Here is an 11,534-nt window from a genome sequence, read left to right as displayed (position 1 = left end):
AAAATAGAAAAAAGAAGAGACTTAATATCTCTTCTTACTGTTCATCCTTATATTTAATTTGTTCTACAATTTCACAGAAACGAACATACCAATCTCCTTCGATACCAGTAAATTCGGTTGGGCCACGATTGATCACCGATTCTTTAACAGAAAGGAGCATAGCTTTTCGTTCTTCTGTTTCATCAATTACAATTTCTTCATTATAAAGCTTGTTTAACTCAGAAAGCCGTTCATTATCATTCTCGAAGGTATATTTTCCGTTTTCAATAATGGGATTGCCATCTTTATCTTTAGTCACATAATCAAGGTTGATATCATCTGCATCATTTAAAAGTTCTGTGTAATGTTCAGTAAGCAACCCTTTGAATTTAACTCTATGTCGAGTATCAGTTCGGTCTGTTTTTAGTTTATCTAGATAAGCTATAAAATTTTCAAGTTCAAATTTGTATAGTTTCATATTAGCTCCCTTAACATTAAGATATCTAATTGTGATAAAAGGATAGTTTTACTAGGTACAGTTAATCAAAAAATCTGATTCTTCTCATCTTCGAAATCACGTAAATCATAAATAGATGTGGTGGAGATATCATTGTGATGTGCAACGAACTTCGAAACTATTTTAATATCCTTACCACTTTCTAAAAGATAGGTGATACATGAATTTTTAAAAATATGTACGTTAACTCTACGCTCTAAAATATCAGAGAGAGTGTTTGAACAAAAATCATCTGCCCAAGCAGGAGACATAGCCTTTATCTCATTACCGTATTTAGTGGTAAAGATATATTCACTTTCATAGCCACGAAAATCTACCCATTTTTTCAAATGAGGAACAACGTCTAAGGGGATCATATATTGAATCGGCTTCCCATCTATCGATTTGCCTTTTCCTCTTACGTTATGAGTCATAATATAATTCTTGTCTTGTTGAACTTCATAATCCAATATTTCAGTCTTGAACTGAATAATTTCCGAACGTCTCGCACCAACTCGAAAAGCTGTGGCTAACCAAGCCATACCTAGCCAATTTTCATCTTCTTCTAAAACGCTCATCATCATATCGTACTCATCTTTTGTGACTTTTACTTTTTCATAAACACGATTTTTTGAAATTGGAGGGAGACCACGTGTAAAATTTCTAAAGTTTTTGTAGTTTTCATCTTCTTCTGCAATAATATTTTCGATGTGATTACAGAAACTTGAGATAACAGACTTCCTAAAGCTGATTGCGGATGAGGACATTTTCCTATTGTCTCGTATAAAACTCAGATAACGAAGAAAGTCTCTCTTTGTAATTTTGTAGAATGGTTTGTTGTTCATTGAAGCAACCATGTACCAACCAAACTGTCTAATTACACTTGTGTACTGCTTGCGAGATTGAGGGGAGAGGTCTTGTACAGAAACAAACTCTTCAGCATTAAATCTATAGTCTTCATTGACTTGCTGCCACATTTCGTCTGTTACTTCTGGTTGTTTTTTCGCAGGTTCGCGTAATGTATTCTTTTTAATTTCTTTCCTTGCCATTCACATCATTCCTTACGTATGTTTATAAGGACACTTTTGAATAGATGCCCAATCCTAATTCCCGTTTGGCTTGTTTTTCTCATAGCCACCAATATATTCATTAAAAACACTCCCTAAGTTTTAATAAATAGCTTTTTTACTTAACTTCCACATCAAGTCCTTGACGTGATAATCCCCTATGAAGTGCCGCAACATGAGCATTAGTATCATGCAGCTTCTCGACAGTCTTCTCAACGAATGGGCGAGGACGACCAGAATAAGCGAATTCGAAATCGTAACCCTGACCAGTTTCTACGACTAAACCAACATTCTTACTTCCATCCATACGATGACTTTCAATGGATACAATATCCTGTCCAATCATATCAACAATCATATTGCGCTCATCTGTTAGCCCCCCTTGATCACGCTGTCTTTCGTAGACTGTGGGAGTATATACATCATAAACATTTTCCTGTATTGATTGTTCCATATTAACTTTTACTGTATTAGCGACATCAACTTGCAAAGTTGAGGCGATTTTTTGCTTCAACAATCTTTCCAATTCAGCAAAACTATTCGCTATTGGCACTAGAGTTAGCTCCGTTACTATTCATTTCTTCATTTGCTTTTCTTTCAATCTCAGCAAAATTATCTGCTATTTCCTTAAAACGCTTCTCTAATTTTTTGACCTCAATCTCAGGCAATTTATTTGCTACTTCTACGAAAATGTTTGTGTTCAATAAATTCTCATATACCTTAATCAAAGTCTGAAAGTCATTCTTGTTGGGAATGGGGAGGTCTGTAAATTCGCGTAGCATCAAAGTAGATCCAATTTGTGACGCAATTTGGCTGAAAGTTAATTCAGTAAGTTGTGATTTTTCAATCCCTTGTACAACTTCTATTAGTCCTGTAAAGATGTTGTTAATTGAACTTTCCTTAAAGTTTTGCTTGATGGCTACTTCAAATTGACCATTCAGAATGGGATATGTTTGCGTCTGTTCTAGTTCTTTGCTGAGTTTATTCAATTCTGAAACTGTTAATTTTTTAGTCAATAATCACACTCTCCTTTAATGTGGAAATGTTTCATCCAGTACTTTAGACCATTTTTCTTCCCATCTTTTACTATCAAACGCCATTGAAACTTCTCGTGCATTCTTACCAAATGTTTCAGCTTTATCTCTATTGTGATATAAATATTCAATTGAATTACATAGATTATCTACAGTAGGCTTAATCAGTAGTCCATTGTATCCATCAATAATTAGATCACTTAATCCACCTACGCAACTAGCTATAACTGGTTTTCCAAATGCCTGTGCTTCAATGCAGCTCAAACTTGTACCTTCTGCACCGAGAGTGGGGATTAAAACTATATCTGCTTGTTCGTAAGCACGATACATTTTATTCATATCAAAATGTTCCCATCGAACTCGATCTTGAGTATTTACCCATCGCTTAAATTGTTGTTCGCCTTCAATTGTTCCTCTACCTACAAAATAAAATTCCATATCTTCGTACTTGGGGAGAAGTTTCTTAGATGCTTCAGCCGCCAACAAATATCCTCTTAATTCATGAAGTCTACGAGGAATAAGCACTGTGAACTTACCTTTTCCTTTTTTCTCTCTAGGTTTAAAGGTGTCGGTATTAACATAGTTCGGTATGTATTCAAATTTATCATATAGTTTTGGATATAAAGCTTTAGTCCAACCAATAGTGTTTGTATCTACAGAAACAATTTTTCCTACACGGCGGTAGCAGTCTCTAATGTATTCGTTGTATCCTTTAGCGTGATACCAGCTTTGAATTTCATTATCCCACCAAATACCATGTGAAATAGCAATAGAGTTCTTACGTGCTTCGGGAAAAGCCAGAGTGGCTACAAAATAGATAGTATAATCATAATTTTCCGTCCGTTTATGAAACTCAATTGTTAGATCTGGAAAAGATTCTTTGTCACCAATGGGGCAGGGGATACCAGTTATTTTTACATCCTTGAAGTTCTTTACCCAAGGTGTAGTAGATGCTTGAAAAACGTCTACAATATAATTCTTTTTTCTTAATAGACGTACTAGATCAATTAAATACCTTTCGCCGCCACCCATTTGAGTATATGTTCCAGTTAAATCAAAGAATTGCGTTGTTAAAAGTGCTACCTTTTTCATCCTTTTCTCCTTTGAAAAATTCCTTAATAGCGCTGTTAATGATTTCAAATCTATCATCCCATGAATTGTTTTTAGCCATTTTTTTAGCTTTATTTTTGTATTCGATACACTTAGATACTTTAATTGCTTTATGAATATTTTTTATGAATTCTTTATGGTTTCTGCTTACAAATACAACATCTTCATAATCATCCATTTCAGGAATATCGGTTGCTACCACTGGAGTACCATGAGCAAGTGACTCATAAACTTTTAAAGGATTGCTGAAGTCACTGATTTGACAGCGTTGGAAGGGGAGAAGGGTAACATCAGCGTGACGATAATAGGCTTGAAGTTCTAGGTATCCCTTTGAACCCAAATAATGAACCCCTTTAGGCATTTCTTTAATACCCCAAGGAAGTCCAACAACAAAAACTTGATATTTCTTCGCAACTTTCTCCAAAAGTAATAGATCGCACCAATTGGACGTGAGCGCGCCTGAAAACAATACAATAGGCTTATTCTTTTTAGTGTATGGAATCAAGTCTTCAGGAATAGGAAAGTCGAGATCTCCTAATTTTTTAAAACAGGCATTTCGAACCAAGTGTACATTTTTATGTTGTTTACTTCTTAGTTCTAGCAGAGGTTTGGAGGCAGCCAATAAAATATCTGCCTTACTTACCATGTTGTCTTCCTCATGTTCATTTTCTGGGAAATTGTCCAGTGAATCATAAACAACCAAGTCGGCTTTAATACTTTCTAAATCTGTATGTCGCATAGCCCAAGATGAAAAGTAAATATCAACTTTAGGGTGTCTTTTTAAAAAAACTTCCCAATTATGATACACCTCAAGTGTGTCAGAGATGCGATCACGCACTTTATCGGTTCGTTGAGTGTAGTTAACCCAATAGACCATATACCCATTCTCAGAGAAATACTTCATTAAATGGTGTGGTCGTTGCTGCAATGGCTGGTCGTAATCAATTGTATTAGCATAAACAATCGTTTTTTGTTTCATTTATTTCTCCCTAAGATATTTTTTCTAAACATTCTGGACTCATAATATGGTGCGAGAATGTACCTAAATCACAAAAAAGCTCAAAACCTTTCTCTTGAGCCATTTTACAGAAGTATGCGTCTTCTCCTTGCGGGTGAAACCCATATTTTATAGATTTAAATACTTTACGGCTTAACATTATAACTGCCCCTGTAAGATCAACTCTTATAAGAGATGAAGAGTGGAGAGAGGGTGCATTTTTTACTTGATTGGTTACAACATGTTCATAATAACCCTTACTATTGATCTTCATGATGTTGGGGAACAGATATGGCTTCTCAGGGCGAACAATGTGCCCATTCCAAATCAATCCTGATATGATATCCTTGTCCGATTTGAGTAGATTATTAATGATATCAGGTTGCACGAGGATATCTGTGTCTATAAACATCAGATAATCAGTTTTGGTTTTTGACATGATATAATTCCGTAATTTACTCAAATGAGTATATATGAAGTTGTTTCTAATGTTTAAGTCTCTTTTATCTACAGGAGCATTTCGATTGTATACCTCAACTCTAATATTTTTATATATGTGCCTGTATTGCTTTTTAAAGTTGTACAATAAATTTAAAGAATTATCAGTTGAATCATTGATTACAAATATGAATTCAATTAAGTTAGTAGGATAATTCAATTCCAATAAGCTTTTTAGATATTTATCTAAAATCCACTCCCGGTTACGAACAGGCGTTGCAATTGTAACAGTTTGGTTCATATAATCTCCCTTGTAAAAACAAAGAGCCGAAGGGCAACCTACGGCTCATAAGTTCTTTACTTATTTTTCATAAATAATTTCTTCTTTCATTACTTCAACCCCATTCACGGTTACAGGGAACAAATCAAACGTCAAACTGAGAGAACTTGGATCTCCAGAAGGGGAATAGTTGACCGCGTAGTTTGGCTGAAGTTTAGCCTTGCGGAAAATTTGTTGAGAGCCGACCATCTTACCAGCTTTCTCATCAGCATACAAAGTGTCTCCAGCAATAAATACGTATCCCGGAAATCCTTTGGTTGTATATGAGAGTTTTGCTGCATTTGGAGTATTGTATTGATAGTAAACCTCAACATCACTGCCAACTTCGATAGTTGCAGTAGTGTCTAATGTTACTACATTATCAGTAATGTCTTTAATGGGTTGTGCGTCAGCCATAATCCCGTTTATGTATGCAAACACCTTAACATTAGTTTTATCACCAATTGGTGTTTTGTCTAATGTGATCTGTTTTGCTCCAGAAGTACCCTTCATAACAGTCAGAATTTGAGACTTATAAAGATCTTGTGCGCCCTTTTCAATAGGTTCTCCAGCCAGCATAGCAAGATGTTGCAAAGTGAAGATTTGAGTCTCTACTTTAAGTGTAGAGTCCTTTTCACCCGACCAAGCAATACGCTTTGGATTCCCATCGCCACCTCTTGCAAACACTGTCTCTGATGTCCATTCGTTACTGGTAGTCGTAGCGTAATCAAAAGTCATAAGAGGTGTACTTGTTACAAAATCGAAAATTTGAAGATTGAGATTGTTTCTAGAGCCGTATCGTCCTAGTTGTATTGCCATAAAGGATAGTTCCTCCTAATTTATACTATAATTTTGTTTTCTCCATCCACTCAGGGATAGAGTTGTCTTCAGGTAAGGTTTTTTCATTAGACCATACTGGTAAGAGTCTATTGTAATTTTCTTTCTTGTTCACTCTTTCAAAATGCTCATAAACTTGATACACCGTAAGTGAGCCAACATTAAATATATTGATCCCATTTCCTTCGAAATTGCAGAGGATAGATAAAATATCTTTGAATTCTAGCTGATTTTCCGTGTTATTGTTGTTTATTTGCGACTCATACATTTGCATTCTTCTATAAAACTCTTCTGCTGTACTATTTGCTGCCTCTATTTTTTCTTGAGAGTCAGATGATACATTTAGTTCTTTTATAACTAAATCAAATTCTCTAAAATTGCTTTTGTTTATAAAATCTTTTCCATCCAACAAAAAACAGGATGTTTCAATATTGAAACTAACATGACCTTTAACGAAAAAGGAGAAGGCCTTACATATTTCATTTCTAATAGACGGAACTTCGATTAGCACATCATAGTCAGACTCATTCTTTATTTTTGAAAAACTGTCTTTGTCCAATCCAAATAACCCTACTAAAATTTTCTCTTTATCAAACCCCACTAAAGCTAGATTAACTAAATAATTTAAATATCCAATTTCACCGATCTCATTAACTGTAGGAGAGAACACGGATATTCCCTCTTTTGTTGTATAAGGTAAACCAAGAAATGCTTGTAGGCGATCGATAATCAAATAATCACCTCAATTAAAATCCCAAAGTTTGTACTGTATGTAATAACCTAAATAATTTTCATTCACAAACATTTCGTCCATTCGATAAAATTGCAAATTACCAATGCCGAGATTTCTGTTCTCGTTAAACAGCTCGTCTATATAGGCTAAAATATGATCATATCTTAATACCTCATACTCAGTAAGAATTAAATCCTTATGCACTAAAACTTGAAAATGCAGCAACCCCGACTTGAACTGAGAACCAACAGGTTTGTAATCTCTAAAAGAAAATGTCACATAAGAGGAAGCTTTATCAGCCAATTTGGGAACGTGATTAAAAGGAAAAATATTGTTATTGATCAACTCTGAGGTATCTTCGATATCGGGTTGATCTAAATAATTACTTTGTTCATACCAAACTGACTTGCAAAGTTTATGAGAACTCAATAAATGGTTCAGTACGATCATGCGATTTTTGCCTAACTCCTCAAATCGAGACATGTTAGTTCACAATAAAATCTCTGGTCAGTACATATTCCAGAAAACCACTAGTGTTCATATCCCTTGTGTCATCAAATGTAGCGACGACCTTATCTACCTGATCTAGAGTAAGTGGAGTAGTTCGGTGAATTTCCTCGCCAAGACTATTACGAACTTTGACCTTGTAGTAATTACCGTTAGGTTGTAGATTGCCAAGTTCATATGTAAGGGCAATGCATTTTAGTGCTTCAAGTGCTGATCCTTTGTCGGCGTGTGTCTCTTTGGAAAATGCCAATTTAAGCTTATTATCTGTAGCAATTGAATAAGCATATTTAAACTGTGGATTAATAGCCACGTCTAGGTCAGCATCAATGATTTCAATTGTGGGTGTAGCACTAATGATTACAGAGTTATCAATCCCAGATGAGTGCTGCATTGAGTAGGGGAGGGGAGAAAAAATAAGCCAATTATTTGTAGCTCCTTGAATAAATTGCTCAAGCTTAAGTTCTCCAAAACGGATGATGGCTTGCATGGATACACTCCTTATAGTAATGATTTTATTTCTATTTCTTTTGTTGCATAAGCTAATCTGGTAGAGTTTTCGACATGCAAAATAACTCTGCCTTTCTTGTTGTTGGCTTTAATTTTACAGGCTTGTCCATCTTGTTCGATTATACTGGCTAAAGTGGTGGGTGCTAAACCATCAGACTCGGTTAACCAAAAACAAGCTTTGTCTTGTCGAGCAATCCCATTATCCTTAAATGAACAAGTATATGATTTGGTCATATTGTATTTAATGAATTCGTCGCCTGTAATGTGGGCAGTATAATTATTTGTAGTACAGGACGTAACATTAACTCGAATAGTTTGAGAAATATTTCTGAATGAAATGGTTATTTTACATGTTCCTTTTTTCAAAGGAGCCACTAGGCCAGTAGGAGAGACTGATAAGATACTTTCATCATCCACAGAATATGTAATTTGATCATCAACTTCTATTACCTTTGAATTATTGGTTAATTCAATATTCAACTGAAGAGTTTGATTTTCTTCTATAGCCACAATATCCTTAACATTCAAAACCTTTAGTTGGTAGTTAGCGATGTTACCATTGTAATCAGCAATCCCAAGCTCTAAATTATCGGCAGGGATTAAATCTTGCTCTTCTAGTGTCAAATTTATCAACCCGTCAATTAAACGATTAATCCCCACAGTCTTCCAAGCGCGTCCATCAATAATAAACCGTCTATTTTTCTTTATTCTTTCGGTCTCATTGTTTTTTTGAACTGTTATTTGTCGTCTTTCATTAGGCATCATCAGAATTCTTCCTTCTTGGATGCCAAAATTAGACGATGTATCCGATTTGAAAGAAAATGGAGTTTCTTGAATTTCTCCTTGATCGTCTAACCACTTGAGAGCTGAATAACAAACTAAAATCACACCACGATGATATATTTCCATATCATCAACATGATTACATAGCCAAGTTTTATCTTTCCATGTAACCAAATCACCCATTTTTAACGGATAATTCAATGCGGCAATATTCTTCTGTTCTCGTATATCTCCGTCATCAGTTATCCAAACTTCCTGGTTGATATCTCCGTTGATACTCACTTGATAATAGCTAGGAGAATGTGAAAAAGTTGAATTCATAACGTGCTTAGTCTGGACAATGTTTCTGTCTCTAGCAGTTGTTTTACAGTTAGAAAGATATGACTTGTACGCCTTGTAACTCATACTAATTCACGCTCATATTTTTCAAATAGTATTGCATCATTAACGAATCAGCACGTTCAACAGCTTTATCACGTAATACAGCTTTTTCTTTAAAGTTCTGAGATTCGCTATACCTTTTCCAATCAGTTGAAGAAATCGCCAATCTCATGTCAAGAATATTGTTTACCTCTTTTTCAAACCATTCACTAAGCATTAACTGTGACAGTATTTCTTGTTCTAACTCCGTTAAATCAGCAGTAAAGTTTCTGTTTTCCTCATCTCTGTCAGAGAGATCATTTTTACAGTAGCTGAACTTAACCAAGCCTGATTTAAGAAATCCCGTAAGATAATTTTCATAATCTTCAATCGAGTTTAGGAACATTTCATCAATTGTATAGTCCTGAATTTTTCCTTGAAATCTCTCGAAGATTTTTGAATATGGGGTCATAAAAACCAATCCCCTTAAACGTTATTTTTAACTTTTGCTAACTCATACAAGTCCTGATTTACTAGCTTACCAATCGCATCAATTTTATATCTGTCCTGAAACTTTCTATCATTGCTTGCAATGCCTACTACAATTCGCTCAACTATGTTCTCACGTAGAGTAGGGGAAACAGAGTTTAAAGTATCTGTGATTTCGTTGATGTCCAAGGAGATAATATTCTCGATTGCTTCACGACTAATAAAATTTTGATATACATCTTCTAGGTACAGAGCTTTTACTGCTTTCTCGCTTTGGATCAGAAATGCTCCTTCATGAGCAAACTTAGTATGGTTGTCTACAATTGCTCGTACATCTTCGAAGGTAATCAGCTTCGATGTTCCAAAATCATTAAATCTAATAGTAGAATTAGTAGCCGTTAGATTCAGTCCACCATTAGTTAAAGAAATCACCCTGATGTATTCGCGGGGATCAATATCTAACTTATCTTCAACAGACTCAAACAGTGAATTTACCTTTCTGGTTTCTGTTTTAATCTCCTCATGAGAGGTTTCGAGTTCTTTATTTTTCTCTAGCAAACCATTAACTAGGGCTGTGAGTTCAGCAACTTGATCTTCTAACGCTTTTTCTTTTACAGTTTTTTGAACAGGTTCGTTACTAGGAATATCTATTGTATCTGTATTATTAGCTGACTCCATTTTTCGTGTTGCCGCCATTCTCTATGCCTCCCTATTATTTGAATTGAAAGAAGGTCAGTAAGCTTAACACTTACCGACCAGTAATATTATGCAAATTTATACAAACCGTAAGCTGCTGCTGTAATTAATTGAACATCGTAGTGTTGTGAAACAGAATAGCCTGTAGTTTGATCTGCATTATCTTCTGGTTTCGTTTGTGTAATCACTGTGTTTCCTTCGAATCCAATCTTGACCAACTTATCAGAACCAGAAGAAAGTACAATAGCGAAATCACCATCAATAGCAAAATCATCACTATTTGGTTTCAAACGTTGCCCAATTTCAAAAAGCTCTGTGCCTTGGAAATTACCCAAATGTCCATTTTTATTAAACTCTTGTCCAAGACCAAATTGAAGGTATTGGTTCTCAGGTAGAATACGGGCAAGGGCAGTCTTAGTGCCAAACACTACACTCTTATCCGTATTATTTGCTGCGGAAACACGTTGGACTAGATTATTAAAGGCAGTTGAAGTAAATGCTGCGTTTTCTTTGAAATTTGCGCCCAAAGTATTAAAAGAATCGTAAATAGCAGAGTAAATTCGAGTAGTAATATCTGTTTCGATTGCTTGTGCTACACGAGCAACCCATGCGCCCCAATTTGTTTTACCTGCAAGTACACGATATAACTCTTCATAAATTTCTACAGTACGGCGTTGAGCGGTGAGGGTCACGTCTTTTCCGAACAAACGTTGCCGTTGATTACCTCGTTGACCATTAGCTTTAGTACTAACGACAAACAAGTCTGGACTATCTACGTGAAACACCAGTTGATCGCCCCAGTTTACATTTTTAACTTCTGCGAACTGGTAAAAACTATCCAAAACTGTTTCAGGGATTACGATATCCAAAGTTTGAGCTACCAGAGCAAATGTTGCCCACTGGATATTAGGGTTAGAAGCCATCATACCTTCAGTAAAATTGGTATCAGACGGAATGCCTGCTAGACGGTAAGCTTCTTTTTTCAAGCCTTTGGTGAACAGTTCTTGTTTTGCATCAAGGGTTACGCCATCATTCGCATATTGAGCATACTTATTAAAACGACCATCTTTGTTGCGGTTTTGATAACAATAGTGGTACCAAGCTTCTACACCAGCTTGTACAACATCTTTTTCATTTTGCGACATATTAAAAAACTTAAGGCTACCATAGTTTTTCATACTA

At 35.4% G+C, this 11,534-nt stretch carries 15 protein-coding genes; all 15 read right to left on the bottom strand.

What is annotated here, in order from left to right:
- Positions 1-34: 34 nt before the first annotated feature.
- Positions 35-457 (bottom strand): DUF1617 family protein, encoded by a 423-nt coding sequence (locus HFE01_RS07330; RefSeq protein WP_167437996.1) that lies wholly within the window; start codon positions 455-457, stop codon positions 35-37.
- A gap of 65 nt (positions 458-522) precedes the next feature.
- Positions 523-1,524: a tyrosine-type recombinase/integrase gene (locus tag HFE01_RS07325; protein WP_167437997.1), complete on the bottom strand. Its 1,002-nt coding sequence runs from the start codon at positions 1,522-1,524 to the stop codon at positions 523-525.
- Between the two features lie 136 nt (positions 1,525-1,660).
- Complete coding sequence (locus tag HFE01_RS07320; RefSeq protein ID WP_167437998.1) at positions 1,661-2,095, bottom strand: hypothetical protein; 435 nt, start codon at positions 2,093-2,095, stop codon at positions 1,661-1,663.
- Positions 2,079-2,558: a hypothetical protein gene (locus HFE01_RS07315; RefSeq protein ID WP_167437999.1), complete on the bottom strand. Its 480-nt coding sequence runs from the start codon at positions 2,556-2,558 to the stop codon at positions 2,079-2,081. Before HFE01_RS07315 ends, HFE01_RS07320 begins: the two co-directional genes overlap by 17 nt.
- Before the next feature lie 15 nt (positions 2,559-2,573).
- Positions 2,574-3,668 (bottom strand): glycosyltransferase family 4 protein, encoded by a 1,095-nt coding sequence (locus HFE01_RS07310; protein WP_167438000.1) that lies wholly within the window; start codon positions 3,666-3,668, stop codon positions 2,574-2,576.
- Complete coding sequence (locus tag HFE01_RS07305; protein ID WP_167438001.1) at positions 3,631-4,665, bottom strand: glycosyltransferase; 1,035 nt, start codon at positions 4,663-4,665, stop codon at positions 3,631-3,633. The genes HFE01_RS07310 and HFE01_RS07305 overlap by 38 nt, the downstream gene beginning before the upstream one ends.
- A gap of 10 nt (positions 4,666-4,675) precedes the next feature.
- Positions 4,676-5,422 (bottom strand): glycosyltransferase family 2 protein, encoded by a 747-nt coding sequence (locus HFE01_RS07300; RefSeq protein ID WP_167438002.1) that lies wholly within the window; start codon positions 5,420-5,422, stop codon positions 4,676-4,678.
- Positions 5,423-5,482: 60 nt separating this feature from the next.
- Positions 5,483-6,259: a hypothetical protein gene (locus HFE01_RS07295; RefSeq protein ID WP_167438003.1), complete on the bottom strand. Its 777-nt coding sequence runs from the start codon at positions 6,257-6,259 to the stop codon at positions 5,483-5,485.
- Between the two features lie 25 nt (positions 6,260-6,284).
- On the bottom strand, positions 6,285-7,010 hold the full coding sequence (locus HFE01_RS07290; protein WP_167438004.1) for a hypothetical protein: 726 nt from the start codon (positions 7,008-7,010) through the stop codon (positions 6,285-6,287).
- A 9-nt stretch (positions 7,011-7,019) separates the two neighbouring features.
- Complete coding sequence (locus tag HFE01_RS07285; protein WP_167438005.1) at positions 7,020-7,493, bottom strand: hypothetical protein; 474 nt, start codon at positions 7,491-7,493, stop codon at positions 7,020-7,022.
- Between the two features lies 1 nt (position 7,494).
- Complete coding sequence (locus HFE01_RS07280) at positions 7,495-8,004, bottom strand: hypothetical protein (RefSeq protein WP_167438006.1); 510 nt, start codon at positions 8,002-8,004, stop codon at positions 7,495-7,497.
- Positions 8,005-8,015: 11 nt separating this feature from the next.
- Positions 8,016-9,128 (bottom strand): Ig-like domain-containing protein, encoded by a 1,113-nt coding sequence (locus HFE01_RS07275; RefSeq protein WP_167438007.1) that lies wholly within the window; start codon positions 9,126-9,128, stop codon positions 8,016-8,018.
- 85 nt (positions 9,129-9,213) lie between these two features.
- Entirely contained in the window at positions 9,214-9,639 is a 426-nt protein-coding gene (locus HFE01_RS07270) for a hypothetical protein (RefSeq protein ID WP_167438008.1), read from the bottom strand.
- Positions 9,640-9,653: 14 nt separating this feature from the next.
- Complete coding sequence (locus tag HFE01_RS07265) at positions 9,654-10,352, bottom strand: hypothetical protein (RefSeq protein WP_167438009.1); 699 nt, start codon at positions 10,350-10,352, stop codon at positions 9,654-9,656.
- 68 nt (positions 10,353-10,420) lie between these two features.
- Positions 10,421-11,530 carry a hypothetical protein gene (locus HFE01_RS07260; protein ID WP_165081103.1) on the bottom strand — a complete coding sequence of 370 codons (1,110 nt, stop codon included), beginning with the start codon at positions 11,528-11,530 and terminating at the stop codon, positions 10,421-10,423.
- Positions 11,531-11,534 lie beyond the last annotated feature (4 nt).

It is taken from the genome of Paenibacillus sp. EKM10P (assembly GCF_011800655.1).
Lineage (GTDB): Bacteria > Bacillota > Bacilli > Paenibacillales > Paenibacillaceae > Paenibacillus > Paenibacillus polymyxa.
Note: the sequence above shows the minus strand (reverse complement) of the source record. Positions and strands in the feature narration are given on the sequence as shown.

Excerpts from the sequence above, each read along its gene's own strand:
- HFE01_RS07330 (WP_167437996.1), bottom strand. The coding sequence starts at position 457 with ATGAAACTATACAAATTTGAACTTGAAAATTTTATAGCTTATCTAGAT.
- HFE01_RS07325 (WP_167437997.1), bottom strand. The coding sequence starts at position 1,524 with ATGGCAAGGAAAGAAATTAAAAAGAATACATTACGCGAACCTGCGAAA.
- HFE01_RS07310 (WP_167438000.1), bottom strand. The coding sequence starts at position 3,668 with ATGAAAAAGGTAGCACTTTTAACAACGCAATTCTTTGATTTAACTGGA.
- HFE01_RS07305 (WP_167438001.1), bottom strand. The coding sequence starts at position 4,665 with ATGAAACAAAAAACGATTGTTTATGCTAATACAATTGATTACGACCAG.
- HFE01_RS07300 (WP_167438002.1), bottom strand. The coding sequence starts at position 5,422 with ATGAACCAAACTGTTACAATTGCAACGCCTGTTCGTAACCGGGAGTGG.
- HFE01_RS07295 (WP_167438003.1), bottom strand. The coding sequence starts at position 6,259 with ATGGCAATACAACTAGGACGATACGGCTCTAGAAACAATCTCAATCTT.
- HFE01_RS07285 (WP_167438005.1), bottom strand. The coding sequence starts at position 7,493 with ATGTCTCGATTTGAGGAGTTAGGCAAAAATCGCATGATCGTACTGAAC.
- HFE01_RS07280 (WP_167438006.1), bottom strand. The coding sequence starts at position 8,004 with ATGCAAGCCATCATCCGTTTTGGAGAACTTAAGCTTGAGCAATTTATT.
- HFE01_RS07275 (WP_167438007.1), bottom strand. The coding sequence starts at position 9,128 with ATGAATTCAACTTTTTCACATTCTCCTAGCTATTATCAAGTGAGTATC.
- HFE01_RS07270 (WP_167438008.1), bottom strand. The coding sequence starts at position 9,639 with ATGACCCCATATTCAAAAATCTTCGAGAGATTTCAAGGAAAAATTCAG.
- HFE01_RS07265 (WP_167438009.1), bottom strand. The coding sequence starts at position 10,352 with ATGGCGGCAACACGAAAAATGGAGTCAGCTAATAATACAGATACAATA.
- HFE01_RS07260 (WP_165081103.1), bottom strand. The coding sequence starts at position 11,530 with ATGAAAAACTATGGTAGCCTTAAGTTTTTTAATATGTCGCAAAATGAA.